The sequence below is a fragment of the Rhodococcus sp. NPDC056743 genome, from assembly GCF_042790355.1.
Classification (GTDB): domain Bacteria; phylum Actinomycetota; class Actinomycetes; order Mycobacteriales; family Mycobacteriaceae; genus Rhodococcus_F.
Map to the genome: position 1 here is coordinate 242948 of NZ_JBHTZI010000010.1, position 26997 is coordinate 269944.

At 63.4% G+C, this 26997-nt stretch carries 24 protein-coding genes; 16 read left to right on the forward strand and 8 right to left on the reverse strand.

Annotated elements, in window-relative coordinates:
* Nucleotides 1-268 precede the first annotated feature (268 nt).
* From typA to ACFRFQ_RS23760, 5 genes are all read left to right on the forward strand, one after another.
* Entirely contained in the window at nucleotides 269-2176 is a 1908-nt protein-coding gene (typA, locus tag ACFRFQ_RS23740; protein WP_378663053.1) for a translational GTPase TypA, read from the forward strand.
* Nucleotides 2177-2330: 154 nt separating this feature from the next.
* The gene (locus ACFRFQ_RS23745) at nucleotides 2331-4118 is read left to right on the forward strand and encodes an ABC transporter family substrate-binding protein (protein ID WP_378663056.1); all 1788 of its coding nucleotides are present in this window, start codon (nucleotides 2331-2333) and stop codon (nucleotides 4116-4118) included.
* Nucleotides 4115-4996, forward strand: coding sequence for an N-acetyl-1-D-myo-inositol-2-amino-2-deoxy-alpha-D-glucopyranoside deacetylase (gene mshB, locus ACFRFQ_RS23750; protein ID WP_378663059.1), 882 nt, complete (start codon nucleotides 4115-4117; stop codon nucleotides 4994-4996). Before ACFRFQ_RS23745 ends, mshB begins: the two co-directional genes overlap by 4 nt.
* Nucleotides 4993-5412: a hypothetical protein gene (locus ACFRFQ_RS23755; protein ID WP_378663062.1), complete on the forward strand. Its 420-nt coding sequence runs from the start codon at nucleotides 4993-4995 to the stop codon at nucleotides 5410-5412. The genes mshB and ACFRFQ_RS23755 overlap by 4 nt, the downstream gene beginning before the upstream one ends.
* 14 nt (nucleotides 5413-5426) lie before the next feature.
* Nucleotides 5427-6272: a uroporphyrinogen-III synthase gene (locus ACFRFQ_RS23760; protein WP_378663065.1), complete on the forward strand. Its 846-nt coding sequence runs from the start codon at nucleotides 5427-5429 to the stop codon at nucleotides 6270-6272.
* Here ACFRFQ_RS23760 and ACFRFQ_RS23765 read toward each other — a convergent pair.
* Both ACFRFQ_RS23765 and ACFRFQ_RS23770 read right to left on the reverse strand, forming a co-directional pair.
* The gene (locus ACFRFQ_RS23765) at nucleotides 6232-7779 is read right to left on the reverse strand and encodes a PH domain-containing protein (RefSeq protein ID WP_378663068.1); all 1548 of its coding nucleotides are present in this window, start codon (nucleotides 7777-7779) and stop codon (nucleotides 6232-6234) included. The genes ACFRFQ_RS23760 and ACFRFQ_RS23765 overlap by 41 nt on opposite strands.
* On the reverse strand, nucleotides 7776-8279 hold the full coding sequence (locus ACFRFQ_RS23770) for a PH domain-containing protein (protein WP_378663070.1): 504 nt from the start codon (nucleotides 8277-8279) through the stop codon (nucleotides 7776-7778). Before ACFRFQ_RS23770 ends, ACFRFQ_RS23765 begins: the two co-directional genes overlap by 4 nt.
* A gap of 81 nt (nucleotides 8280-8360) precedes the next feature.
* On the opposite strand from ACFRFQ_RS23770, the gene ACFRFQ_RS23775 reads away from it, so the two are divergent.
* From ACFRFQ_RS23775 to dapC, 5 genes are all read left to right on the forward strand, one after another.
* The gene (locus ACFRFQ_RS23775) at nucleotides 8361-8549 is read left to right on the forward strand and encodes a hypothetical protein (protein ID WP_033234459.1); all 189 of its coding nucleotides are present in this window, start codon (nucleotides 8361-8363) and stop codon (nucleotides 8547-8549) included.
* 95 nt (nucleotides 8550-8644) lie between these two features.
* Nucleotides 8645-11197 carry a bifunctional FO biosynthesis protein CofGH gene (locus ACFRFQ_RS23780; RefSeq protein ID WP_378663349.1) on the forward strand — a complete coding sequence of 851 codons (2553 nt, stop codon included), beginning with the start codon at nucleotides 8645-8647 and terminating at the stop codon, nucleotides 11195-11197.
* Nucleotides 11197-11955 carry a hypothetical protein gene (locus ACFRFQ_RS23785; protein ID WP_378663073.1) on the forward strand — a complete coding sequence of 253 codons (759 nt, stop codon included), beginning with the start codon at nucleotides 11197-11199 and terminating at the stop codon, nucleotides 11953-11955. The genes ACFRFQ_RS23780 and ACFRFQ_RS23785 overlap by 1 nt, the downstream gene beginning before the upstream one ends.
* A 59-nt stretch (nucleotides 11956-12014) precedes the next feature.
* The gene (gene fdxA, locus ACFRFQ_RS23790; RefSeq protein WP_033234456.1) at nucleotides 12015-12338 is read left to right on the forward strand and encodes a ferredoxin; all 324 of its coding nucleotides are present in this window, start codon (nucleotides 12015-12017) and stop codon (nucleotides 12336-12338) included.
* Nucleotides 12339-12343: 5 nt separating this feature from the next.
* Nucleotides 12344-13453, forward strand: a complete 1110-nt coding sequence (dapC, locus tag ACFRFQ_RS23795) for a succinyldiaminopimelate transaminase (RefSeq protein WP_378663076.1) — start codon at nucleotides 12344-12346, stop codon at nucleotides 13451-13453.
* Between the two features lie 24 nt (nucleotides 13454-13477).
* Here the strand turns inward: dapC and ACFRFQ_RS23800 are convergent, their stop codons facing one another.
* Nucleotides 13478-15130: a thiamine pyrophosphate-binding protein gene (locus ACFRFQ_RS23800; RefSeq protein WP_378663079.1), complete on the reverse strand. Its 1653-nt coding sequence runs from the start codon at nucleotides 15128-15130 to the stop codon at nucleotides 13478-13480.
* Nucleotides 15127-15903, reverse strand: a complete 777-nt coding sequence (locus ACFRFQ_RS23805; protein ID WP_378663081.1) for a cyclase family protein — start codon at nucleotides 15901-15903, stop codon at nucleotides 15127-15129. Before ACFRFQ_RS23805 ends, ACFRFQ_RS23800 begins: the two co-directional genes overlap by 4 nt.
* A gap of 101 nt (nucleotides 15904-16004) precedes the next feature.
* Between ACFRFQ_RS23805 and pruA the strand changes: the two genes are divergently transcribed.
* The 4 genes from pruA to ACFRFQ_RS23825 all read left to right on the forward strand — a co-directional run bounded on the left by pruA (nucleotide 16005) and on the right by ACFRFQ_RS23825 (nucleotide 21733).
* Entirely contained in the window at nucleotides 16005-17639 is a 1635-nt protein-coding gene (gene pruA, locus ACFRFQ_RS23810) for an L-glutamate gamma-semialdehyde dehydrogenase (protein ID WP_378663084.1), read from the forward strand.
* Entirely contained in the window at nucleotides 17636-18640 is a 1005-nt protein-coding gene (locus ACFRFQ_RS23815; RefSeq protein WP_378663087.1) for a proline dehydrogenase family protein, read from the forward strand. The genes pruA and ACFRFQ_RS23815 overlap by 4 nt, the downstream gene beginning before the upstream one ends.
* Complete coding sequence (locus ACFRFQ_RS23820) at nucleotides 18622-20040, forward strand: acyl-CoA synthetase (protein WP_378663090.1); 1419 nt, start codon at nucleotides 18622-18624, stop codon at nucleotides 20038-20040. Before ACFRFQ_RS23815 ends, ACFRFQ_RS23820 begins: the two co-directional genes overlap by 19 nt.
* Before the next feature lie 97 nt (nucleotides 20041-20137).
* Nucleotides 20138-21733, forward strand: a complete 1596-nt coding sequence (locus tag ACFRFQ_RS23825; protein ID WP_378663093.1) for a substrate-binding domain-containing protein — start codon at nucleotides 20138-20140, stop codon at nucleotides 21731-21733.
* Here ACFRFQ_RS23825 and map read toward each other — a convergent pair.
* On the reverse strand, nucleotides 21730-22491 hold the full coding sequence (gene map / locus ACFRFQ_RS23830) for a type I methionyl aminopeptidase (RefSeq protein WP_378663095.1): 762 nt from the start codon (nucleotides 22489-22491) through the stop codon (nucleotides 21730-21732). The genes ACFRFQ_RS23825 and map overlap by 4 nt on opposite strands.
* Nucleotides 22492-22550: 59 nt before the next feature.
* Here map and ACFRFQ_RS23835 point away from each other — a divergent pair, with 59 nt between their 5' ends.
* Nucleotides 22551-22811: a helix-turn-helix domain-containing protein gene (locus ACFRFQ_RS23835; protein ID WP_378663098.1), complete on the forward strand. Its 261-nt coding sequence runs from the start codon at nucleotides 22551-22553 to the stop codon at nucleotides 22809-22811.
* On the opposite strand, the gene ACFRFQ_RS23840 is transcribed toward ACFRFQ_RS23835, so the two are convergent.
* On the reverse strand, nucleotides 22808-24097 hold the full coding sequence (locus ACFRFQ_RS23840) for a DUF222 domain-containing protein (RefSeq protein ID WP_378663101.1): 1290 nt from the start codon (nucleotides 24095-24097) through the stop codon (nucleotides 22808-22810). The genes ACFRFQ_RS23835 and ACFRFQ_RS23840 overlap by 4 nt on opposite strands.
* A 118-nt stretch (nucleotides 24098-24215) precedes the next feature.
* Between ACFRFQ_RS23840 and ACFRFQ_RS23845 the strand changes: the two genes are divergently transcribed.
* Nucleotides 24216-24641 carry a protein-tyrosine phosphatase family protein gene (locus ACFRFQ_RS23845; RefSeq protein ID WP_378663103.1) on the forward strand — a complete coding sequence of 142 codons (426 nt, stop codon included), beginning with the start codon at nucleotides 24216-24218 and terminating at the stop codon, nucleotides 24639-24641.
* An 11-nt stretch (nucleotides 24642-24652) separates the two neighbouring features.
* On the opposite strand, the gene ACFRFQ_RS23850 is transcribed toward ACFRFQ_RS23845, so the two are convergent.
* Nucleotides 24653-26044 carry an amino acid permease gene (locus ACFRFQ_RS23850; protein WP_378663106.1) on the reverse strand — a complete coding sequence of 464 codons (1392 nt, stop codon included), beginning with the start codon at nucleotides 26042-26044 and terminating at the stop codon, nucleotides 24653-24655.
* Nucleotides 26044-26997, reverse strand: coding sequence for a 2,3,4,5-tetrahydropyridine-2,6-dicarboxylate N-succinyltransferase (dapD, locus tag ACFRFQ_RS23855; protein ID WP_378663109.1), 954 nt, complete (start codon nucleotides 26995-26997; stop codon nucleotides 26044-26046). Before dapD ends, ACFRFQ_RS23850 begins: the two co-directional genes overlap by 1 nt.

Below are 26997 nucleotides of genomic sequence, written 5' to 3' on the forward strand. Positions count from 1 at the left end.
CCTTAAGAGCGATGAATTACCAGCAAAAGTTTTAACCCCCGCCATAGTGTCGAAAATCACTATCTGCAGGTCGTGGCCGTGATAGAGGACGCACTTTGCGCGAGTAGTCGTTCGGAGCGAGTAGTATTTACAAGGCCGCGGTGCCTGTTCCAGGCAATTCGTGCCCTGACTCGGATTACACATTTGTGCAGCGGCCACCAGAAGAGCCGTGCGTTGCGAGTTTCGCGTGGCCGAATCAGCCGAATTACTCAGCCAGGAGAGCCATCGCGTGACCATCACCAGCTTCCGTAACGTTGCCATCGTCGCACACGTCGACCACGGCAAGACCACCCTCGTTGACGCCATGCTTCGTCAGTCCGGCGCCTTCGAGGAGCGCGCCGAGCTGGTCGACCGCGTCATGGACTCAGGAGACCTCGAGCGCGAGAAGGGCATCACCATTCTCGCGAAGAACACCGCTGTCCATAAGGTCAACGACGACGGCACCATCACCGTCATCAACGTCATCGACACCCCCGGCCACGCCGACTTCGGTGGCGAGGTCGAGCGCGGCCTGTCCATGGTCGACGGTGTCGTTCTGCTCGTCGATGCTTCCGAGGGCCCGCTGCCGCAGACCCGCTTCGTGCTGCGCAAGGCGCTTGCCGCCTCGCTGCCCGTCATCCTGGTCGTCAACAAGACGGACCGCCCTGACGCCCGCATCGAAGAGGTAGTCACCGAAGCTCAGGATCTGCTCCTCGACCTGGCGTCGGATCTGTCCGACGAGGCAGCCGAAGCAGCCGAGCTTGCACTCGAACTTCCCGTTCTCTACGCCTCCGGTCGTGAGGGCAAGGCCTCGACCGTGCAGCCCGAGAACGGCAAGGCACCCGACGCCGACGACCTCACCGCGCTTTTCCAGGTTCTGATGGAGTACGTCCCGGCCCCCAAGGGCACGGTCGACGCACCCCTGCAGGCTCACGTCACCAACCTCGACGCATCCGCATTCCTCGGCCGCCTCGCTCTGGTTCGCATCCACAACGGCGAGCTGCGCAAGGGCCAGACCGTGTCGTGGTGCCGCGAGGTCGACGGCGAGCCCGTCGTCACCAAGACCAAGATCACCGAACTGCTCACCACCGTCGGTGTCGAGCGCGTTCCCGGTGAGGTTGCCGTCGCCGGCGACATCGTCGCCGTTGCAGGCTTCCCGGACATCATGATCGGTGACACCCTCGCCGACCTCGAGAACCCGGTTGCGCTGCCCCGCATCACCGTCGACCAGCCCGCCATCTCGGTCACGATCGGCACCAACACGTCGCCGCTCGTCGGTCGCGTCAAGGGCCACAAGCTGACCGCCCGCATGGTGAAGTCCCGCCTCGACCAGGAGCTCGTCGGTAACGTCTCGCTCAAGGTCCTCGACATCGGTCGCCCCGATGCGTGGGAGGTCCAGGGTCGTGGAGAGCTCGCTCTCGCCATCCTCGTCGAGCAGATGCGTCGTGAGGGCTTCGAGCTCACCGTCGGCAAGCCGCAGGTTGTCACGCAGGTCGTCGACGGCAAGGTTCACGAGCCTTTCGAAGAGCTGACCATCGACAGCCCCGAGGAATACCTCGGCGCCATCACGCAGCTCCTCGCCAACCGCAAGGGCAAGATGGTCCAGATGTCGAACCACGGCGCAGGCTGGGTTCGCATGGAGTTCATCGTTCCCTCACGTGGCCTCATCGGTTTCCGCACGGACTTCCTCACGGAAACCCGCGGAACCGGTATCGCCAACGCCGTGTTCGACGGATACGGCCCGTGGGCCGGTGAGATCCGCGCGCGCCACACCGGCTCGCTCGTCTCCGACCGCTCCGGCTCTGTCACGCCGTTCGCCATGATCCAGTTGGCCGACCGTGGAACGTTCTTCGTCGAGCCGGGCGCAGACACCTACGAGGGCATGGTCGTGGGCATCAACCCGCGCCAGGAAGACCTCGACATCAACGTCACCCGCGAGAAGAAGCTGACCAACATGCGTCAGTCTTCCGCAGACGTGATGGAGACTCTCGCAAAGCCGATCAAGCTCGAGCTCGAAGCAGCCATGGAGTTCTGCTCCGGCGACGAGTGCGTCGAGGTCACCCCTGAAGACGTTCGCGTCCGCAAGGTGCACCTCAACGCCACCGAGCGCGCTCGTGAGCGTTCACGCAGCAAGGCCCGCGACAAGGCTTCTCTGTAGTCTTTCGCAGTAACAAACATGACAAGGCGAATGTGCCTTTTGCTCGGTGTTCTTCCGGCAAAAGGTACATTCGCCTTCATGGTTTCCAGGCATCGTGTTGGCTGGAAACCATGAACTGAGGCTGCGCGTGCCTTGAAACGGAAGGAATATCTCTGTGGTTGCTGGACGTCGGTACCTGGCGTTGGCCGTGGCGGTGACAGCGTTGTCTCTGACGGCGTGCACTGCTGATCCGCCGCCGCCGGTCGAGAGCACCGAGACGGTCAAGCCGACGCCGACGCCCGTCACGCCGGCCATGAAGGTCGTGTCGGTGGGGATCGACCAGGTGGGTGACGGATTCAATCCCCACCTCCTCGCGGATTTGTCCCCGGTGAACTCCGCCGTCGGTAATTTGGTGTTGCCCAGCGTGTTTCGTCCGATCAGCTCACCCGTTCTGCCTGGGCAGGCCGAGTGGGTCATCGACGACTCGCTGGCCCTCTCCGCAGAAGTTGTGTCGGAGGCGCCGTTCACGATTCGCTACCAGCTCCGCAACGAAGCGCAGTGGTCCGACGGTGCGCCGATCGCCGCCGAGGATTTCCGCTACCTGTGGCAGCAGATGATTTCGGTTCCCGGTGTTGTGAACCCCGCTGGGTACCAGTTGATTTCGGACGTCACCTCGTCCGGCGGTGGAAAGACCGTGAACGTCGTGATGCGTGCGGCGTATCCGGCGTGGCGAGAACTCTTCACAGATCTTCTCCCGTCCCATCTGATCAAGGACACCCCCGGCGGCTTCAGTACCGGACTGAGTGAGGGAATTCCGGTGTCGGGAGCGCATTTTCACGTGCGCTCCGTCGACCGTGGCCGCGACGAGATCATCCTCGAACGTAACGACAGGTTCTGGGGAGAACCGTCGGACCCGGATCAGATCGTGATGCGTCGGGCGGGGTCGGCTGCGCAGTTGGCCGAGGCGATGCGCACCGACGATTCGCAGGTTGCTCAGATCCATGCGGGCAGTGCTACCGACATTCAATTGTCGGCAGTTCCGGGCGTGAGCACGGCATTTACGTTTGTGCCCCGCACACTCGACATGACGGTCAACGGACGCAGTGCCACTTTCGCCGACGTCCGGGTTCGTAAAGCTGTTCTGGGACTTCTGGATTCCGATCTGCTGGCAGTAGTTGCCGCGGGCAGTGAATCTGCTGCGGTTCCGGCAAAAGCGCAGATTCTCTCGCCGTCCGATCCCGGCTACGTGCCGACGGCGCCGCCCAAGCAAAGTCGTGAGCGCTCGATGGAGCAACTGGTGGAGTCCGGCTACGTCGTCGTGCCGCCGGCGGGGCCGGTTGTGGTCGGAGGAACAAACGGAAGCGTCGTCCGTGACGGTAAGCCGCTGGAGCTGACCATCGGCGCACCGGAGAACGACGACATTGCGATCGCGGTGGCCAACACCGCTGCCGACGAACTGCGGGACGCAGGAATTGCGGCAACCGTGAAGTCTTTTCCGGCAGAAGAGCTGTACGGTCAGGAACTCACGTCGGGGCGCGTGGACATGGTGGTCGGCTGGATTCGCGCCGGCGTCGACCCCGCGACGTCGTTGGCGTCTCGGTTCAGTTGCCCCCTGACTCCCACCGTGCCGGTGACCACTACGGAAACTCCGGAGTCCACCTCGGTCGCGCCGACGCCGACTACGGCTCGCGAGTCCGATTCCGAAGCGCCGAGCAATATTTCGGGGCTGTGTGACCCGTCGCTGCAGCCGCGGATCGACGAAGCGCTCAGCGGGATCGGTGATTTCGGGGCGCTGATCGCCGACGCCGAACCCAAGTTGTGGGATCTCGCGGCAGTTCTGCCCATCGTGCAGGACCGCACGTTGGCCGCGCTCGGAACCGGAGTCGAAGGTGTCACTCTGACCGGTCCGGTTCAGGTCGGAATATTCAGTGACGCAACCAACTGGGTGAGGGTGAAGAAATGACCGTCGCAAAGAAGAGACTTCTGCTGGTTCACGCGCATCCCGACGACGAAACGATCACCACGGGCGGCACCATCGCCCGGTACGTCGACGAAGGCGCCGAAGTAACTGTCCTGACCTGCACGTTGGGGGAGGAGGGGGAGGTAATCGGCGATCGGTGGGCTGGGCTGGTTGCCGACGCCGCCGATCAACTCGGCGGGTATCGGATTGCGGAGCTGACCACGGCGTTGTCTCGTCTCGGTGTGAGTGAACCCCGATTCCTGCTGGGAGCCGGTCACTTTCGTGATTCCGGAATGGTCGGGACACCATCGGCTGCGAATCCGCGGGCATTTGTCAACGCTGATCTCGAGGTTGCTGTGCGCGCCGTGGTCGAGGTGATCCGGGAACTGCGTCCGCAGGTGGTCATCACATACGACACCAACGGCGGGTACGGCCATCCCGATCATATTCAAGCCAATGCCATCACCACCGCTGCCGTTGCTGCGGCGGGAACATCGGTGTATCCCGAGGCCGGCGAGCCGTGGAGTCCACAGAAGTTCTACTGGACCGTGGCCGAACGAAGTTCCCTGGAACGGGGAATTGCGTCGATCGCGCAGGTGCCGGCGCAGTGGCGGCTACCGGAGCCCCGTGAGCTTCCGTGTGTGGTCGACGCAGATGTCACGACGGCGATCGACGTCAGTGCCGTTCTCGAATCGAAGGCAGCCGCGCTGTCCGCGCACGCCACGCAGGTGACCGTCGCGCCGAGTCGCACCGAGTTCGCGTTGTCCAACAACGTCGTGCAGCCGATTCTGCCGGTCGAGTATTTCGTGCTTGTTCGCGGTGAGTTGGGTCCGGTCGACGCAGACGGCCGTGAGTCCGACCTCTTCGGTGGGATCTCATGACCAGTGCTTCACCGGACGCACCACAAGACGGTCGGTGGGCGTTTCTCGACCCGGTCATCCTCGGCGTCTTGATCTTCGACGGATTTCTGTGCGCGATACTGTCGGTGATTTTTCTCCCGAGCTACCTCGGCACCACACCGTTTCCGGTCAGCATCCTGGTGGCCGCCGTGGCCAACCTCGCGTTGGTCATCGCGGCGCGAACCGTGACGACAACCGGTAAGGCGGCGCTTCCGTTGGCCGGTTGGATCGCCGGATTCCTGTTCTGCATGGTCGGCGGGCCAGGCGGCGACGTTCTGGTGTTGTCGTCGCCGCTCACCTTCCTGCTTCTTGTCGGCGCGCTGGCTCCGGCGATCGTGTTCTTGTTTCGAGTGGCAAGCAAGGCGCTCGCGTCTACCGGTATTTCGAAGCCTTCATAAGGGACACTTGCTGTGTGGCTGAACTAGATCTTGCGGGCGTCACGATCGCCCTGACGGCAGAGCGTCGCTCGGAAGAATTTGCGACGCTCCTCGAACGGCGGGGTGCGGAGACAGTCCGGACCCCGGTGATTCACGTGCTTCCTCTGGTCGACGACGCTGATCTGCGAGTTCAGACGCAGGCGTTGATCGCGGATCCGCCGGAACTCGTCGTGATCAGCACGGGGATCGGGTTCCGCGGTTGGCTGCAGGCGGTGGAGTCGTGGAATCTGACAGAGCAGTTTCTCGGCGCACTGGGCCGGACCCGGATCGTGGCTCGCGGTCCGAAGGCGATGGGAGCGATCCGCGGCGCTGGATTGCGTGAGGACTGGTCGCCGTCGGGTGAATCGTCCGAGGAAGTCCTGGCTCACTTGGCGAGCGAGGGCGTCGACGGCGTTCGGGTGGCTGTTCAACTGCACGGAATCATCACCGAATGGGAACCGCTGACCGATCTGAGTGCGTCGTTGACCGACATCGGCGCCGTGGTCACGGCCGTCTCGGTGTACCGGTGGATTCGCCCGCCGGATCAGTCGCAGGTGCGGGCACTAGTTTCCGCGGTGCGATCGGGCAGTATCGACGCACTTACTTTCACCAGCGCCCCGGCTGTGTCGTCGATGCTCAGCACGGCCAAGGAGATGGGGGAGCTGGAGCGCTTTGTCGCCGCGATGCGAACCAGCGTGCCCACCTACTGCGTCGGCCCGGTGACGGCCGCGCCGTTGGAACTTCTGGGGGTCCCCACCATCCAACCGGAGCGCTCGCGTCTCGGTGCCTTGGCAAAGTTGATCATCGAGGATTTGCCCAGACGTCGCGCGCTCCGGGCGTGACGGCTTCGATCAGACCCCACGCGTTCTCGGCGGGCAGGTCGATGACGTCGTAGCTCCCGGTACCGGCCGGTGTTGCGGCGATGACGGTGGCAACGCCGGCGCGTCGCTGGAAGAACGTTTCACGAACCGTCCAGCCGATCACGCCGTCGGCTTCGAGGCTGTGCCGCTTGCGGTCGAGGGAACCGCTGCGGGTGATGAGCCATCCGGGTAGTACCGCGTGTCCGAGACCGTTGTATCGGTCGTAGGCAAGCCCTGCTCCGCCCGCAGCGAGCACGACAACGCCGACCCAGACGTAGGTGGGCACGTGAACTCCGAACCCCGTGCAGATCGCGGCCGCCACTGCAGCGATCACAGCGGGGAACAACGCTCGGGTGTATCGGCGTCGACGGGCGGCGCCGCCGTGGGAGCGGAGCGGGACGGACGCCTGCCGCGAGTCTCCGATGACCGTTGCCATGACGCGTTCGGCTTCGGTCCGTGGACCTTGCGGCAGCAGAAGTGAGGATTCCTTCTTCTCCGCACTCACTCCCGTCATGATCGCGTCGAGGCGCGCACCGCCCGCAATTCGAAGCAGCAGAGGCTCTTTGAGCGTCGTACCGCGTAGCCTGGCCCGGTCCAGGGTTGTCGCCCTGGTTTTGAGCAGTCCGTGGCTGACGTGCAGGATACGGCCGTTGTCGGTGAGCGTCATGTTGCCGAACGCGATCAGGTACTGAATGCACGCAAAGGCGCTGGAGAGGACGAGCAGCGCCACCAGCAGAACGATGACCAGCACGGTGACACCCAGACCTTCGAGCGATTCGACGCTGCCGGTGACTGCGGACGACTTCGCGATTGCAGTGCCGATGCCGTATTGGAATGCGATGCCGACAATTGCCGCGATGATCGCGATGCCCGTGAACGAGAAGGGTGCAAACCGAACCCAGCTCACCTGCCAGTGCCCGATTTCGACGTCGGCAGATACCGGCGCGGCCGGTGTCTCGGGCGTGGGCTTGCCCCGCGACTCGCTCAGCAGCGCTGCGCGCAGATCCGGAACCAGGGCGCTCGAGAGGGCGTTCAGCTCGAACTTGTTGGAATCGTGGCCGTTGCCCGCCCGCTGCCCGGTGCCGATTCGTACGATCGACAATCCCAACACGCGGTGCAGCACTCCGGCTTCGACGTCGACGGACCGGATGCGACTGCGCGGCACCGAGAGCAATTTCTTCTGGAAGACACCGGTGCGCAGCTGAACGTGGACGGGGCCGATGCGATACGTGGTGGTGAAATACCGGAGGAGGCCGTAGATCACGAGCAGCGTGACAACGCCGAGTCCCCAGTAGTGGTTGCCGCTCTGGCTGCCGAGTATGAACGAGATCAGCAGGACCGGAAGCAGTTTGACCACCTCGTTGATCGGATGAACCAGCAGCATCCGTCGGTCGAGGCGAAGCCACGGCTGTTCCTGCTCCGCGGCTTCGGCGGCCGCGGACTCCGCTTCGTCGGGAATCTCGATCATTAGTTTGTCGATCTCGCTCATGTCGCGTCACTCGAATTGGTGCCGGCAATTGCGGTCAGTTGTGCAACCGTACGGTCGGCGACGTCCTGATCGAGGGCGGAGATCCTCACAGCGCCGGCCGACGACGCCGTCGTCACGGTGACGGTCGCGAGTCCCAGCATCCGATCGATGGGGCCACGTTCGGTGTCGACGGTCTGGACCCGCGAGATCGGGGCGATGCGTCGTTCCTGCGTGAACCATCCCGTGCGGGTGTACACGGCGGTGTCGCTGATTTCCCAGCGATGCACCCGGTAACGCCACATCGGCACCATCAGGATGTGCACCGCTGCGCAGAAAACGGTGACCGCACCGACTACCCCCACCACCCAGGTCGGCAGGCCGGAGATGAGGATCGCGCACACGATTTCGGCGACGATCACCGGAGCCCAGAAAAGTGCTGCGGTAATGGCCCACAATCGGGGTGCTTTGGTGCTCGGACGCCACAGCGGATCGGCCATGGTGATGGTGGTAGACGCGGTCATGATGCTTACTTTGGTCGAGTTGAGGCGATCTGTCGACAACCACCCTATGGTGGAGTGTGGCGACCATGAAGGGAGCACGTGATGACTGAACAAGATTCGGCATTCAGCTCGGAGGCACCGGAGTCCGATGCTCTGGAACAGGCAACACCGGTAGATCCGAATACTCCCGACGAACCTGACCTGACCGATATTCCTCTCGACGCACCGGCTGCCGATGTTGTCGATCAGCGGCGTGAAGTGGCGATCGACGAGGAGTATCCACCTAGCTGAGTTCTGGTACTTCCGGCACCGAGTGGCAGTAGTCGTCGGGTATGGCGCATGATCGCTAGGTGAACCGAACTGGTGATGACTCCGGCAAACCCACCATGCTTCCGATGCCTGGCCTGTCTGCGTCGGCAACTGGGGCCGCGTCGCCGAGCCCATCGGCTATGAGACGCGTGTTGCGTCGTGCTCGCGACGGAGCAACGTTGAATGTGGACGAGGCAACGACGCTGCTGCAGGCCCGCGGAACAGATCTTGCGGATCTCTGCGCGTCGGCCGCCAAGGTTCGTGACGCCGGTCTGCTGGCGGCTGGGCGCCCGAACACGGTGACGTACTCGCGCAAGGTGTTCATTCCGCTGACCCACCTGTGCCAGGACAAGTGCCACTACTGCACGTTTGTCACGGTCCCCGGCAAGTTGCGGGCCGAGGGACGCGGCATGTACCTCGAACCCGACGAGATCCTCGAGATTGCTCGTCAGGGCGCGCAATTGGGTTGCAAGGAAGCGCTGTTCACGTTGGGGGACCGCCCAGAAGCGCGGTGGCCGGAAGCGAAGCAGTGGCTCGACGAACGCGGATACGACTCCACTCTCGACTATCTGCGGGCGATGTCGATTCGCGTCCTCGAGGAAACCGGCCTTCTTCCGCACCTGAATCCGGGGGTGATGAGCTGGCAGGAACTCTCGCGTCTCAAGCCGGTGGCGCCGTCGATGGGCATGATGCTCGAGACCACCGCTACCCGGCTGTTCACCGACAAGGGTGAATGCCATTACGGCAGTCCGGACAAGGACCCGGCCGTCCGGTTGCGCACCCTGACCGATGCGGGTCGTCTGAACGTGCCGTTCACCACCGGCATTCTGGTGGGTATCGGCGAGAACTTTGCCGAGCGCGCCGAGTCGATCATGGCGATCCGTAAGTCGCAGAAAGCTTTCGGCCATATTCAGGAAGTCATCATCCAGAACTTCCTGGCCAAGCCCGATACCGCGATGCGTGATTCCCCGGACGCGTCACTCGACGAGTTCCTGGCCGCGATCGCCGTGGCGCGACTGCTCCTCGGTCCGTCGATGCGGATCCAGAGCCCGCCGAATCTGGTCTCCAACAGCGAGTGCCTGGCGCTTCTCGGCGCGGGCGTCGACGACTGGGGCGGGGTGTCGCCCCTGACTCCGGATCACGTCAATCCCGAACGCCCGTGGCCCAACCTCGACACTCTGGCCGCGATCAGCGCCGAGGGCGGCTTCACTCTCACCGAACGTACCGCCGCGCAGCCCGCCTATGTACTGGCCGGTGCTCCCTGGATCGACCCGCGCATCGCCGGTCATGTTCAGGCACTTGCCGATCCGAAGACGGGACTGGCCAAACTTGACACCAAGCCGGTGGGCCGGCCGTGGCAGGAACCGGACGAATCCTGGGAGTCCAGCGGACGCGTCGACCTCAACACCGAGATCGACACCGACGGTCGCAACACCGAGACTCGCAGCGACCTGGGCAGTGCTTTCGGCGACTGGGAAACCGTGCGTGAGCAGGTTCTGGAATTGAGTGCTCCGGTTCGGGTCGACACGGATCTTCTTGCGGCGCTGCGCAGTGCCGAGCGTGATCCTGCCCGGTGTTCGGACGACGAGTACCTGGCGTTGGCCACCGCCGAGGGCCCTGGACTGGAAGCTGTTGTGGCACTGGCAGATGCGCTCCGCAAGGACGCGATCGGCGAAGACGTCACCTACGTGGTGAACCGAAACATCAACTTCACCAACATCTGCTACACCGGCTGCCGATTCTGCGCATTCGCGCAGCGTAAGGGCGACGCCGACGCGTTCACGCTCTCCGCCGAGGAAGTGGCGGATCGGGCGTGGGAGGCGCACGTCGCCGGGGCCACCGAGGTGTGCATGCAGGGTGGTATCGACCCGGAACTGCCCGTCACCGGGTACGCCGATCTGGTGCGCGCCGTCAAGAAGCGGGTACCGTCGATGCACGTTCACGCGTTCTCGCCGATGGAAATCGTCAACGGTGCCTCACGCAGTGGTGAGAGCATCCGCGACTGGCTCACGGCGCTGCGCGAGGCCGGTCTCGACACGATCCCCGGCACCGCGGCGGAGATCCTCGACGACGAGGTGCGCTGGATCCTGACCAAGGGCAAGTTGCCGACGGCGGAGTGGATCGAAGTGGTCACCACAGCGCACGAGGTGGGCCTGCGATCGAGTTCCACCATGATGTACGGGCACGTCGATCAGCCGCACCACTGGGTCGGCCACCTTAACGTGTTGCGTGGAATCCAGGACCGCACAGGCGGATTCACGGAATTCGTGCTGCTGCCGTTCGTGCATCAGAGCGCTCCGCTGTATCTGGCGGGTGCGTCGCGTCCCGGTCCCACCATCCGCGACAACCGTGCGGCGCATGCGCTGGCGCGCATCATGCTGCACGGCCGGATCTCCAACATCCAGACCAGCTGGGTCAAGCTGGGTATCACCGGAACGCAGATGATGCTCAACGGCGGCGCCAACGACCTCGGCGGAACGTTGATGGAAGAGACCATCTCGCGGATGGCCGGATCCGAGCACGGCAGCGAGAAGACCGTCGCAGAACTGCGGGCCATCGCCGAAGGTATCGGTCGGCCGGCTCGTGAGCGCACCACCACACACGCCCGACGCGACGGGGTGGCCGTCTGATGGCGGACGTCCTGGGTGATCGACGCGTTGTCGAGGTACTCGATCGAGCGGTCTGGGGCATCAACCCCGTCCTCGACCTCGCGTACAGCGATCCGTTCGGCATCAAGCGTCGCACTTTCGAACCCACGGATTCCGAGCGCAACACGGCCGAGGCAGTTCTCGACGCCGTTGCCTGGGTTCTGGACGTGATCAAGTTCCCCGGTACCGCGGCGTGGTCCGTCATGACGGACGTGCAGCGATCGAAGTGGTGGACCACCCGACTGGGCGCCCTCAACACGGTTGCCGTGGCATTCCCCGGAATTTTCGGGGTTTTGCTCAACAGGTTCCCGATCCAGGATTTGCTGGCCTTTGCCAACCAGGCCGTTGTCCTGGTGGCCGTCGCCCGCGAGCACGGCGTGACCGGACGCGATCAGCAGGTTGATCTCCTGGCGTCGGTTCTGTGCCGCCGAGAAGTCAGCTCTCGCGAACTGCTGGACGCCGAGGACTTCACCGAAAAGGCTGTCACCAGCACAGACGAGACATGGCGACCATTCGCTCTGATCGCAACGCTGTGGCAAACCGCACAAACTTTTCGGGCGATCGGTGACGAACTGCATAAGCGTCCACTACGCACCAAGCCGTACGAGATCATGGGCAAGATTCCGGTGATCGGCGTGGTCGCGGACTATTTCGGCGAGCGCGGCGCGCTTGTCCGGGCTGCATCGGCGGGCGAGAAGTGGATCGCGATTCGGTCGCGGAACGCCACCACAGTAGGCTGAAATGTGTTAAGTCGCTTGCGCGCAGCAGGCGCACCTCTGGAAGGCAGGGAGAGAAGGCAGTGACCTACACGATTGCTGAACCGTGTGTAGATGTGATGGACAAGGCATGTATCGAAGAATGCCCCGTCGACTGCATCTACGAGGGTGGGCGCATGCTCTACATCCACCCCGACGAATGTGTCGACTGCGGCGCGTGTGAACCTGTCTGTCCCGTCGAAGCGATCTTCTACGAAGACGACGTTCCGGAGCAGTGGAGCCCCTACATCAGCGCAAACGTCGATTTCTTCGACAACCTCGGTTCGCCGGGTGGAGCTGCCAAGCTCGGTAAAGTCGATTACGACACGCCGTTCATCAAGGCGCTGCCTCCCATGGGTGAGGAATAGAAATCTTGTCTCGTACTCCGGTGGCCGCCGGGCTTCCCGATTTTCCCTGGGATTCCCTGGCGGATGTCACAGCCACGGCACACGCACATCCCGACGGCATCGTGAACTTGTCGGTGGGCACTCCGGTGGATCCGGTGGACCCGCTCATCCAGGAAGCTCTCGCCTCCGTCGCGGAAATCCCTGGTTACCCGACAACACACGGCACGCTCTCGCTGCGTGAGGCGATCGCCGAGTCACTCGATCGGCGATACAACATCCCGGATATCGATCCGGCGGCCGTGCTGCCCGCGATCGGTACCAAGGAAATGATCGCGTGGCTGCCGACCCTTCTGGGTCTCGGCAGCGATGATCTTGTGGTCATTCCGGAGTTGGCGTATCCCACGTACGAGGTTGCCGCGAAGCTCGCCGGCGCACGGATCTTGCGGGCCGACGGTTTGAACAAGCTCGGTCCCGAATCGGCGTCGTTGATCTTCGTGAACTCGCCGTCCAACCCCACCGGCAAGGTTCTCGGTCTCGAGCACCTGCAGAAGGTGGTGGCGTGGGCACGCGAGCGCGGCGCGATAGTCGTGTCCGACGAGTGTTACCTCGGTCTGACCTGGGAATCGGATGCGCTGTCCATCCTTGATCCCCGAGTCAACGACGGCGACCTGACCGGTCTGCTGGCCGTGCATTCACTGTCGAAGACGTCGAACCTTGCGAGCTACCGCGCAGGTTTTGTCACCGGAGACCCGTCGCTGGTCGCGGAACTTCTCGAAGTCCGCAAGCACGCCGGAATGATTCTGCCACTGCCTATCCAAGCCGCTATGGAAGCCGCACTCGGCGACGATCTGCACGAGAACGTGCAGCGCGAGCGTTACCGTGAGCGTCGGACCGTCCTGCTCGACGCGGTGCGCGGCGCCGGATTCACCGTCGACAATTCCGAGGCCGGTCTGTATCTGTGGGCTACCCGCGGCGAGGCATGTCGAGACACGGTTGCCTGGTTCGCGGAGCGAGGCATCCTGGTTGCACCCGGCGAGTTCTACGGCCCGACCGGCGGTCAGCACGTGCGGATCGCACTGACCGCCACAGACGAGCGGATTGCCGCTGCGGCAAAGCGGCTGACGTCGAACCCTTAGCGGCCCCTTTAGTGACCCTTGCCTTCAGTGTCCTTTGAAGGCTTCGGCTAACCACCAGGATCCGCCGTCGCTGCTGATCTTGGCGTCGATGACAAGCGGGCCACCACGTGGCCCGCTCAGCCAGGTGCGTACGGCGTCGAGGTCCTGGGTCGTGCGTACCGTGACCCCGTCGATGCCGTAACCGCGGGCAATGGCCGCGAGATCGGTGTCCGGAAAGGTCACGGTGGTGCGGTCCATGTCCGGGTCGGTGAAATGATGGACTTCGGCCCCGTAGGCGCCGTCGTTGTAGATCACGATCACCATGGGAAGTTTCAGGCGCACAACGGTTTCCAGCTCCGAAATGCCCATCAGGAAGCCGCCGTCGCCGAGGGCTGCGACGGGTAGGCGTTCCGGCTGTGCCAACGCCGTTCCGATGGCGGTGGCCAATCCCAATCCGATGGATTGGAAAGCCTGTGTGAAACAGAACCCGAAGTGATCCGGCACCGACAGGTAGGCACTGGGGTATCCCATGAAGTTTCCCGAATCCACGGACACTGTGCGCTCGGTGGGGAGGATGGTGTCGAGTTCGAGTGAGAGCAATCGGGGATCGATCGAGTGATCGGTGCTGAGATCCTCGAACGGAACCTGGCTCCACTTCGATTTCGTTGCAATGGAGCCCCGAACCGCATCGGTGCGGTAGCCGACCCGGACGGGGGTCTTGTCGAGTGCGTCCAGGGCGTCGGTGGCTGTGGCCGCGCTGTCGCCGACAATGCCCAGGTGGATCGGACGGTGGGCACCGAGTGCGGATGAGTCGAGATCGATTTGAACAACCGTAGTGTTTTCGCCGATCAGATGCCCCTGGCGCATGGTCCACATGTTGAGCGCGCATCCCCACCCGACCACAAGGTCGGCGCCGGCGATGAGTTCCGCGGATCGAGGGGATGAGAAACCGCCGGAGATGCCGAGGGCGAAGGGATCCGAACCGAACAAACCGTTGGCAACGGCAGACGTCGCAACCAGTGCGCCGGTGTGGCGAGCCAGTTCCGCGATCTCGGGACCGGCGTCGCGGGCGCCGCGTCCGGCAACAAAAACTGGGCGGTCGGCGGCGGCGAGCAGGTCGAGGAACGTCTCGAGTGCAGTCCCATCCGGCCGAATGCGGTGGAGCGCCGGCACGTTGGGTGGTGTGTTGGCGCCGGTAGCGATCTGGCCTTGCACATCGAGTGGAAGATTCAGTACGACGGTGCGTCGTTCACGACAGGCGGTAGTGAACGCTCGGACGGTATCCGCGACAGCAGAATCCGCACTGTGTACCCGCTCGGCCACGGCGCCCACGCTGCGGGCGAGGCTGTCCTGGTCGATGGCAAAGTTGGATTGCACTGCCGCACCGGCGGTATCGGCCGTCAGCACGATCAACGGGGTGCGGCTCTTGGCTGCTTCGGTGATGCCGGTCAGTGCATTGGTCAAACCACATCCCTGATGGGTAGTGACTACCGCGACCGTCCCCGACATGCGAGCGTAGGCGTCGGCCATGGTGGCAGCGCCGCCCTCGTGCCGGGCGGCGACAAACGGAACTCCGTGCCGCCGTAACGCATTGGTGACGGTGAAGTTGCCGCTGCCGACTACGCCGAACGCATACCCGACGCCCAATTCGGCGAGGGTGCGTCCGACGATGTCGGCAACGGTGTTCGGAGAAGTCACGAGCGCTCGACCAAAGCAAAGACCCGGGCCGGGCTGCCGGTTCCACCGACAATCGGTAGAGGCGAAACAACGAGCACAGCGCCGAGCGTCGGCAGTTTGTCGACATTCAGCAACTGGGTGAGGCCGTACTTGTTGTTGCCCAAGAGGTAATAGTGGGCCGGGAACATCGGCTCGAAACCCCCGGCACCGCCCGCATCGATTCCCACCGTCTCTACGCCGAAACCACTGATGGGGCTGGATTCGCCCAGCCACTTCGCTGCCGCCGACGAGATCCCCGGGGTGTGTGGACCGTTGGCGTCGGCGTTGGCAAAGCGCTCCGGGTCTCCCACCCGCGAACCCCATCCGGTGCGCAGGATCAACCAGGCGCCCTCGGGCAGTGGCCCGTTCTGGGCTTCCCAGGCTTCGATGTGCTCGGGTTCGAGAACGAAGTCCGCGTTCTTCTCGACCTCGGCGGTGACGTCGATGACGGCGATGGGGCCGATCAGCCGGTTCGGCGGGATCTGATCGACGCTCAGGCCGTCGCGGCCGCTCACCCAGTGAGTCGGTGCATCGAGGTGGGTGCCGGTGTGCTCCCCGGTGTGCAGATTGTTCCAGCTCCACATGGGGCCGGCGTCGTCGAAATTGCTGACGGGTTCAAGACGGGCGGGGATGGTGTTGGCAAAGGGCTCGGGCAGCGACAGGACCGGGGTGGTGGAACTCAAGGGGGCGGTGAGGTCGATGATCTCGATGGTCTGTGAACCGATTTTCGTGAGCAGGTCGTTCAGTGTGGTCATGAGCCATCCTTCGATTCGAGCGCTGCGGGTGTATTCGCACACTATCGAGGGCATTCCAGGGGAGATACTGAAGGTAGGCGTTTTCGGTTACGGAGGTCGACATGGACGGCGTTACCGCGGTACCGATTCCGGCCAACGAGCCGGTTCATTCCTACGCGCCGGGTAGCCCCGAGCGAGCAAAGCTCCGATCGGCGCTTCGAAGTCTGTGCGACGACCACCTCGAGATTCCGCACGTTTTCGGTGGAATAGAGGTGCGTGGTGCGGGTGCGCCGGTCGATGTTGTCGAACCGCACCGGCACTCGCACGTCCTCGGCACGTTTCGCAACGGTACCGGGGAAGACGCCGCCCGGGCGATCGAGGCCGCCTCGGCAGCAGCGCCGGGGTGGCGCGAGCTGTCGTTCGACGACCGAGCCGCCGTGCTTCTGAGAGCTGCCGATCTGTTGTCCGGCCCGTGGCGTGAGCGGATCGCGGCGGCCACGATGCTGGGGCAGTCGAAGTCCGTGCAGCAGGCCGAGATTGACGCGCCTTGTGAGTTGGTGGACTTCTGGCGATTCAACGTGCACTTCGCGCGTCAGATCCTGGCGGAGCAACCACAGTCGTCTTCGGGGGTCTGGAATCGCCTGGACTACCGGCCGCTCGAAGGGTTCGTCTACGCGATCACGCCGTTCAACTTCACGGCGATCGCCGGCAATCTTCCGACCGCCCCGGCGCTGATGGGCAACACAGTTCTCTGGAAGCCGTCACCGACACAAAGCGTCGCGGCTTATCTGACATTGAAGGTTCTCGAGGAAGCGGGCCTGCCTCCTGGCGTGATCAACTTGGTGACCGGAGACGGCCCGGATATTTCCGCAGTGGCACTGCAGGATCGGCGCCTCGCGGGAATTCATTTCACGGGTTCGACTCGAACGTTCAAATGGCTGTGGGCGCAGGTCGGTGCAAATATCGACAGATATGTAGGTTATCCGCGTCTGGTCGGCGAGACCGGGGGCAAGGACTTTGTTGTCGCGCATTCTTCGGCGGACCCGGAAATCCTCACGACGGCCCTGATCCGAGGTGCCTACGAATATCAAGGCCAGAAGTGTTCGGCGGCCTCACGTGCCTACATCCCTCGAAGCCTGTGGGCGTCGATGCGAGACGGCTTTCTCGGGCAGGTCGACGCAATCAGCTACGGCGACGTCAGCGATCTCGAGAACTTCGGCGGCGCCGTCATCGACCGTCGCGCGTTCGACAAGAGTGCGGCGGCAATCGAGCGCGCGGGGGCCACCGCCGGGATCAAGATCGCTGTCGGAGGCAAGGCCGACGACAGCGTCGGATACTTCGTTCGGCCGACGGTTCTGCTGGTGGACGATCCACGTGACGAGGCCATGACACACGAGTATTTCGGTCCGATCCTCTCGATCCACGTCTACGACGACGATTCCTTCGCCCAGATCCTGGACGAGGTGGATGCTGCGACGCCTTACGCGTTGACCGGATCGATTTTTGCCACCGATCGAGCGGCGGTGGCTCAGGCCACCGGTGTATTGCGTTTCACCGCCGGCAATTTCTACGTCAACGACAAGCCGAGCGGGGCAGTAGTGGGACAACAGCCTTTCGGTGGTGCTCGCGGATCCGGCACCAACGACAAGGCGGGTTCACCCATCAACCTGCTGCGCTGGGTGTCGGCGCGCACGGTCAAGGAAACCTTTGTCGCTCCGACGGACTACCGATATCCGCACATGGGAAGCGAGACGTGAAACCGTCTGCTGCGCTCACCAATTCACTACGCCCGGTCATCCTGGCGGCCGCGCGCTCTCCTCGATGCGAGCATGCGATTACCAGGGCTCCGCTCAGTCGCCAGGTGGTGAACCGGTTTGTTGCCGGCAGCGAGCGCAGCGACGCGATAGCGGTAGTGAGCCGATTGCTCGACAACGGCCGGTATGTCTCGGTCGATTTTCTGGGGGAGAACGTCACGGATGGCGCGTCGGCGCAGGCAACCGTCTGTGAATACCTGTCACTGATCGAGGACTTGGGGAGATTCCCCGGCCCACTCGGTCCGGTACCGCGGATCGAGGTGTCGGTGAAACTGTCGTCGTTGGGCGCAGGATTGAGTCCCGAGATCGCCGCCGAGAACGCCCGAACCATTTGCGCGGCAGCGCAGTCCGCCGGAGTATGGGTGACCGTGGACGCAGAGGATCACACCACCACCGATGCGACGCTCGCGACCGTACGATCATTGCGCGTCGATTTTCCGTGGCTGGGTATTGTTCTGCAGGCCTACCTGCGGCGCACCGAATCGGATTGCCTGGCCTTCGCGGACGCGAGGATCCGTCTGTGCAAGGGCGCGTACAACGAGTCCGAGGCGGTGGCGTATATCCGCCGCGAGGACGTGACGGCGTCGTATCTTCGGTGTCTCGATATCCTGTGCAGGGGAACGGGATACCCGATGGTGGCGTCACATGATCCTGTGGTGATCGCGGCAGCGGCGCGCACGGGTCGGGACGTCGACCGATTCGAGTACCAGATGTTGTTCGGTATCAGGGAACCGGAGCAAGCACGGCTGGTTGCGTCCGGACAGCATGTCCGGACGTATGTTCCGTACGGTTCCGCGTGGTACCCGTACTTCATGCGCAGACTCGCAGAGCGGCCGGCAAATCTCGCGTTTTTCCTGCGTTCGGTTGTGTCCCGACATCGATGCTGCGGCGCAGTGGGTTCCCGGTGTTGTGAGATGCTGTCAAAATGCTGCTTCGATCACTGAATCCCCTTGCCATTGCCCGCGGCGACGACGTCGACGACGCGATCACCATCGGGGATACGGTTCTCTCGCGCAGCCATATTCTCGGCGCTGCGACTTCGGTGGCGGAGCGGGTTGCGCAGGCCGAGCGCGTCGCGGTGCTGGCGACTCCCACGGCAAAGACCATTCTGGCAGTAGTCGGAGCATTGATCGCCGGTGTCACCGTCGTTCCTGTGCCGCCGGATTCGGGAACAGCTGAGCGCGAACACATACTGAAGGACTCCGGCGCCCAGGCGTGGCTGGGGGAAACCGACGAATTGTGCGTCGGCCTGCCGGTGGTTCCGGTTCGCCTGCACGCCCGCTCGTGGCACAGCTACCCCGAACCGGCGCCGCAGTCCACTGCATTCGTCCTCTACACCTCGGGAACGACCGGACCGCCGAAGGGCGTGCTGCTGAGCCGGCAGGCAATTGCCGCAGGTCTCGACGCATTGACCGAGGCTTGGCAGTGGACGCATCGAGACACCGTTGTGCAGGGGTTGCCCTTGTTCCACGTCCACGGACTGATTCTGGGCGTGCTCGGACCACTGCGGGTGGGCAGTCGGCTGATCCACACGGTGAAGCCGACGCCGCAGGCCTATGCGGAGGCCGGCGGCTCGCTCTACTTCGGGGTGCCGACGGTGTGGTCGCGAATTGCCGACGACGAGGCGTCGGCACAGGCGTTGGCGTCGGCCCGGTTGCTCGTGTCCGGAAGTGCACCGCTGCCCGTTCCGGTGTTCGAGAAGTTACGTGCGCTCACCGGCCACGCGCCCATCGAGCGGTACGGGATGAGCGAAACCATGTTGACCCTGAGTACCCGCGCGGACGGCGAGCGTCGGCCAGGCTGGGTGGGTGTACCAGTGCGCGGCGTCGAGACGCGGTTGCGCGACGAGGCCGGTAACGACGTGCCTCACGACGGTGAGAGCATCGGCGGCCTTCAGGTTCGTGGGCCCATGCTGTTCGACGGCTACCTCAATCGCCCCGATGCCACTGCCGAATCGTGGACCGACGACGGGTTCTTCAAGACCGGTGACGTCGCTGTCATCGACGAGGGCGGATTCCATCGCATCGTGGGGCGTGAATCCATCGATCTGATCAAGTCGGGCGGCTTCCGGGTGGGTGCGGGCGAGATCGAGACGGCCATCCTGGGGCACCCCTCCGTAGCCGAGGTCGCGGTGGTCGGTGTTCCCGATCCGGACCTGGGCCAGCGGATTGTGGCGTGGGTTGTCCGGCGGGCGTCAGCACCGGAGGTCACCGAAGCGGACCTCGTGGATCTGGTGGGTGCGGAGTTGTCCGCGCATAAACGCCCGCGCGAAATTCGGTTTGTCGACACACTGCCGCGGAACGCGATGGGCAAGGTGCAAAAGCGCTTGTTGCTGCCTGAATAATCTTGTTTGGTTGGTTTTTCTGTGTTTTTCGCTACACTACCCGCCGGTAAGACTTGCTCCAGTTGCGTGCGCAACTGGCATCGGAGGGACAGGTTTCATGGCGGGCGGACGGCATTCGAGCGCTGACAGCGGGCGATCATTCGGTTTTTACGCAGTCGGCGGGATGGTTGCGCTGGCGCTCGTTGCCACCGGAATTGTCGTGTTCAAGGCCGTGCAACCCGATACCTGCGACAGTGTCGACGAGTTCACCCTGGCAGCAGACCCGTCCATCGCGTCGTCGGTATCCGAGGTGTTGGCCGGAACGACCCCTGAGCAGACGGACTGCATGCACGTCGTGGTCGAAGCAGCATTGCCGGGCGACGTGGTCGGGCGACTGGGGAAGGGCGCCGACGCACCGGATCTGTGGATTCCGGACTCCACTTCGTGGATAAGCAAGGCGGCGCTCACCGCCGCCGGTCCGGTTGCCGCAGCCGGTGGTTCCATCGCGACGTCTCCCGTGGTGTTGGCATCCGGCGGCGAGGAGTTTGCCGATTGGCTGTCGGTGCTCGAAGTGCCGGATCTTGCGCTCGGTAATCCGCTGTCCACCGGAATCGCGTCCGCCCCGATCCAGGCTGCACTTGCCGAGAGCGGGAGCAGCGCGGATTCGGTACGTACCGCGCTGGTCCCGCACGCTCAGGCCGAAAGCGTGCGCGCTGAGGACCAACCTGTCGGTGCGAAGATGCTGACCGAACTTGTCAGTACCGGCAAGGTCGGGGTGTCAACCGAACAGCAGGTCTCCCAGTTCGCGAACGCGGCCATCAGTGCCACGGTACCGTCCACCGGAACCGTGCTGATGGACTATCCGTTGGCGGTGAGTGCCTCGGCGCCGGATCGCCACTATGCCGCGGCGCAGAAAGCCAAAGTTCTCGCCACGGTGTTCGCCAGCGATGAGGCGCAGGAAATCCTGGCCCGCAACGGTTTTCGTGACCAGTCCGGTGAGGGGCAGGTTGCCGGCGGTATCGGGGCCGTTCAGGCCCTGCCGGTGCCGGACCAAGCCGCACTCGACAAGACCCTCGGAGCCTGGGCGTTGTTGGCCAAACCGATCCGCACCCTCGTCGCCATCGACGTGTCGTCGTCGATGGATTTCCCGGCCGCCGGTGGGAAGACCCGCATGGACCTCACGACAGCTGCCGCACTCACCGGCAACCAGGTGTTCCCGGACAGCGTTGCCGCCGGACTCTGGGCATTCTCCCAGGGCATGAACGGAACGCAGGACTACCAGGAACTGGTTCCGATTCGCCGCTACGACACCATGGTTGGCGGAATATCGCAGCGAGCACTCATGGCCGAGCAGACCAAGAAGCTGACACAACTCAAGCGCGGCGCAACGGGCCTCTACGACACCACGCTCGCGGCATTTCGGAAAGTTCAGGAATCGTACGACCCGCGCGCCGTCAACAGCGTGATCATTCTGACCGACGGCGCCAACGAGGATCCCGACAGCATCACGCGCGAGCAATTGCTCGACGTGCTCGAACGGGAACAGGATCCGGCGCGACCGGTGATCATCGTGACTATCGGAATTACCGACGACGCCGATGCGGCTGCGCTGGCGGACATTTCACGCGTCACCGGTGGGTCCACCTACATCGCCCGTGATCCGTCGGAAATCTCCGGTGTGTTCGTCAACGCACTGGCTCACCGCGGCGCCTAGGCGGTCAGCACGAGTGCATCACCGTCGGTGACGGCAATGGTGTGTTCACTGTGCGCTGTGCGCGATCCGTCGGCTGAGCGGATGGTCCATCCGTCGTCGTCGAAGACGATCTTGTCAGTGGTGAGGGCGAACCACGGTTCGATCGCGATGGTCAGCCCGCGTCGCAGTTTCATGCCACGACCTGCGCGTCCGGTGTTGGGGATGTGCGGATCTTCGTGCATCGTGCGGCCGAGTCCGTGGCCACCGAATTCGGTGTTGACCGGGTAGCCGTAATCAGCTGCGACGCCGCCGATCGCAGCGGAGATGTCGCCGAGGCGATTGCCTGGACGGGCGACTGCGATAGCTGCCGCGAGCGCACGTTCGGTAGCTTCGATGAGGCGCTGGTCCTCGGCACGGGGAACACCGACGACGAGACTGCGTGCCGAGTCGGCGACCCATCCGTCGATGGAGACAGCGATGTCCATGGTCAGCAGATCGCCGTCCTGGAGCACGTAGTCGTGCGGAAGTCCGTGCAGCACTGCGTCGTTGACAGACAGGCAGATGACGTTGCGGAACGGTCCGCGCCCGAAGGACGGTGAGTAGTCCCAGTAGCAGGACACGGCGCCGCGTTCTTCGATCAGGTCGCGGGCGCGGTGCTCGAGGTCCAGGAGATTGACTCCAGGCTTGGCGCGCGAAGCGAGGTCGGTGAGTAGTTCGGCAATGAATGCGCCGGTGACGCGCATTGCTTCGATCTCACGGTCGGTCTTCAGTTCCACCATCGGGGATTCCTTTCAAGGTTTGGTATTAAAATACCACTGCAGGTTGGTATGCTGTTCCCATGGTTCGTCTTCCGCTCACTCCCGCGCAGATTGCACTAGGTCGCCAGTTGGGCGCGTACCTGCGTCAAGCTCGGGGCGAGCGCACGCTCGTCGATGTGGCGGAGGCCGCCGGAATTTCGCCGGAAACGTTGCGCAAGATCGAGACCGGGCGCATGCCGACACCGGCGTTTGTCACGATTGCCGCGCTCGCCGATGTACTTGGCGTGCCCCTTGATGACCTCGCCCAGATCTGTCTCAACCGTGAGAGGCTTCGGGCTTAAGCAGCCTCGGGGCCGGCCCACGGTATCGGGAGTGGCGGCGCCACTGACGAGTACCGGTGACCGGTCGGTGTAGTCGTGGTGAAAGAGTGCCTGGTACCGGGTGCGTGATCGTCGGTTTCGGCGTACCAGTCCAAGCCCTGTTTGGCGTAATTGCATGCCGCGCACAATCCTGCACCATTTTCTGCACTGGTTGCGCCGCCCCTCTGGTGGTCGCGAATGTGGTCTCGATGCCGAACGGGTGCATCGCACCATGGAGTGCGACAGCTTCGATCGCGGAGATCGATCAACTGCGCCAGTCCCTTCGGGAAGATTCTGGACTTGGATTCCATGGCTGTCAGCTCTCCCGTCGTGGGTTGGGCATAGAGCTTACGGATGTGAGCGATGGATTGAGAGTCCCTGCCGGACTGTGCAATCCATTGTCGGGCAATACCCGCGGGGATGGGTCCGTAACCGTTGACGTGCGCGGGGTCCGTGGCATCACCGAAGAGTGTCTGGTCGGAAATAACAAGATTTACAGTGATGGGAGTGGGCGTGGCGCGGCCGATTCCGGTGACTCGCTCGACGAGGAGATCGGCCATGATCTGAGCGCGCGTGCGGTCGTCTCCGTGAGCCAGGACGGAATCCGCATCTCGCATCAGTGTGGCGTGAACGGCAACGCCTTCGGCTACCGGGAGTAGGACACTGAGATAGCACATGGTGTCCGGTGCCGGCCGCGACGTCACGCGTCGGTCGCCTACGGCTTTGCGGGCGCGCCGGACCACACTTTCGGCATCTACCTCGGCGGTGCGGGCGCGGATTCTGGCGGTCAATTGTTGGTCTCCGCAGCCGGCCAGGTTATCTGCGTCGCAGCAGAACTCGCGATCCACGGCGGCACGATCTTGGGCTGTGAGACAGGCGGTTTCGCGCATGAGGATGGTGGCGCGTTGCTCGCTGATGCCGCCGTGGACCAGGAGCCTGAGCGTGTAGGGCATCTCGTCGTTCAATGCGCGGGCAAGGCTCAGGTGTTGAGTGCCTGACCAGACTGATTCGCGTCGAGCGAGAGCAACTTGGGCGTTGATTCCACGGCCCTGATGTGCAACGGGAACGCCGCGTTCACCACGGTCTTTGCGAGTGGAAGCGTCCAGATCAGCAGCGAGCATTGCTTGTGCGCCGGCGCAACTGGCTTTCAGTTCCTCGAGCGCGCGCAGCAGGTCGATGCGTGCTGCATTGTCGACGGATCTGTCCATGTCGATGAGTAGTAAACGGAACTGCTTGACCATGTGATCTGAAACTGCCGTCGTCATCATTGCCCCCCGGTAATGTCGAACGTACATTCGATCTTACTCCCGATAGTCCACCTGCGCAATGGTTTTGACTCACCGGTATGTAACGATGAAACTGTGACTGTGTAGAACAGGGGCTCGAATGAATTCGTGGGATGTTGCCGCCGATGGAGTAATGCGGTTGCCGTCGGGACGGCTGGTTCGAGGGCGGGGATTGCGTAACCCGCTACCGGAAGGGCCATCGCCCGATTTCGGGTTGTATGCGCAAGCGCGTCAACCGCCTTCCTTCTTGTGGGAAAGCCGATGGATACGCTGGCACGACTTCTGGCTGCCAAGTGACCGCTCCGAGTTTCGGAGTGCCTTGGAGGAACTCTTGCGGCGATCCGAAACCGAACGAGTGGAGATCGCGTGTGGCGGTGGATTCGGCCGTACGGGGACAGCGTTGGCTTGTCTGGCGGTGCTCGACGGCGTTGCCGCTGAGGGCGCGGTTACCTACGTACGCGAACACTATTCTCACCGGGCGGTGGAAACTCCGTGGCAGCGGCGGTTCGTGTCTGGATTCGCGTGACCGGAGAGGCGCTAACTCTTCGCTGTGAGCGTCTGGCTCTTACGCCAGCGTGAGTTTGCGTATCCGAGCGCGGCGATCACTGCAAAAAGGACTGCCGTCGAGATCAACTGATCCCGGGCGTCGTCGTCGAACAGCATGAGGACAACAAAGGCTCCGAGCATCGCGAGAGTCGCGTAACTCAGGTACGGGAAGAGCCACATGCGGATGGTCAGTTTGCCTTCGGCTTCGAGTTGCTTACGCAGGCGAAGGTGGGAGACCACGATGAAGATCCAGATGACGAGCAACGCAGCGCCGACGGCATTGAGCAGGATGCCGAGAAGGTCGTCGGGCAGAAGCCAGTTGAGCATGACGGAAACGAAGCCGAAGAACACCGACAGCAGTACCGCGTTGGTCGGAACTCCCGAGCGCGAGAGTGTGGCCATGAATGCGGGGCCGTCACCGCGTCGCGACAGGGAGAAGGCCATGCGTGAGGTGCCGTAGATGTTGGCATTGAAGGCCGACAGCAAGGCAACAACCACAACAAGTTCCATGAAGCCGGCAACACCGGGGATGTTGGCCAGGTTGAGGACGGAGACAAAGGGGCTGGTCTCGAGATCGGGGTCGTTCCACGGCAGGACCAACACCATGATCGAGATCGCACCGATGTAGAAGACGCTGATACGCCAGACCACGCTGCGGACGGCGAGAGCGATGGAGCGTTCCGGATTCTCGGATTCTGCCGCCGCGATGGTGACGATTTCGATTCCGCCGAACGCGAAGGCAACAACAAGAAGGCCGGCAGCGACGCCGGAGAATCCGTTGGGCATGAACCCGCCCTGCCCGAACAGATTCGAGGTTCCCACCGGGTCCGTACCGGGAAGCAGGCCGAACACCAGCAGTACACCGATGATCAAGAAGCCGATGATGACGGTGACTTTGATTGCCGCGAACCAGAATTCGAACTCGCCGAAGTTGCTGACCTTGGCCAGGTTCACGATGGCAAAGAACACCACGAAGACAAGCGCGATCGTCCATTGCGGAATCGACGGCAGCCACTCGTTGACGATGGCGGACGCCCCGGTGATCTCGGCGCCCAGAACCATGATGAGCATGAACCAGTAGAGCCAGCCCATCACAAAGCCTGCCCACTCGCCGATCCCCAGTCGCGCGTAATGCGAGAACGAGCCGCTGGCGGGAATTGCGGCGCCCATTTCACCGAGCATCCGCATCACGAACACGACGACGGCGCCCGCGATGATGTACGAGATCAGAACCGCGGGACCAGCCGTCGCGATACCGACGCCCGTTCCGAGGAACAAACCTGCTCCGATAGCCGACCCCAGGCCCATCATCGTCAGATGGCGGACCTTGAGGCCTTTGCCGAGAGCGGTGGTCGTTTCTTCGGGGGCGTCGGTGTTATTCATCAGTCGTTGGCGTGGAGTGCAGCATTCAGTTCGACGCCAGTGCCCTTCCACGGCACGACCTCGACGGCACCCGAAACCGAGTTGCGACGGAAGAGCAGGTTGGACTTGCCGCTCAGTGCCAGTGCCTTGACGACGGTTCCGTCCGGTCCGGTGACCTTGGTGCCGGCGGTGACGTACAGACCAGCTTCGAGGACGCAGTCGTCGCCGAGGGAGATGCCGATTCCGGCGTTGGCGCCGAGGAGGCAGCGCTTGCCGACGGAGATCGTTTCCTTGCCGCCGCCGGACAACGTGCCCATGATGGACGCGCCGCCGCCGACATCGGAACCGTCGTCGACGACGACGCCGGCGGAGATACGGCCCTCGACCATGGAGTTACCGAGTGTGCCGGCGTTGAAGTTCACGAAGCCTTCGTGCATGACCGTGGTACCGGATGCGAGGTGTGCGCCAAGGCGGACACGGTCGGCGTCGGCGATACGGACACCCGAGGGAACGACGTAGTCGACCATGCGGGGGAACTTGTCGACGCTGAAGACGGTTACAACGCCGCGGATACGCAGACGCGAGCGGACCTGCTCGAAGCCTTCGACGGCACACGGGCCGAAGTTGGTCCAGACGACGTTGGCGAGGAGGCCGAACTGTCCGTCGAGGTTGACGCCGTGCGGTGCGACCAGGCGATGGGAAAGCAGGTGAAGGCGCAGGTAGACGTCGTAGGCGTCGACCGGAGCCTTGGAAAGGTCGGCGATGGTGGTGCGGACGATGACCTGCGAAACCTCGCGTGCCTCGTCGGTTCCGGCCAGCAGTGCGAGGTCGGAGGGAATGTCTGTTCCCTCGACGTTCTCGGTACCGGTCGTCTCGAATGTTCCCAGCTCCGGTGCGGGGAACCAGGTGTCGAGGACGGTGCCGTCCGCGGTCACGTTGGCGATACCTACTGCTGATGCTCCCTGTGCGCTCAC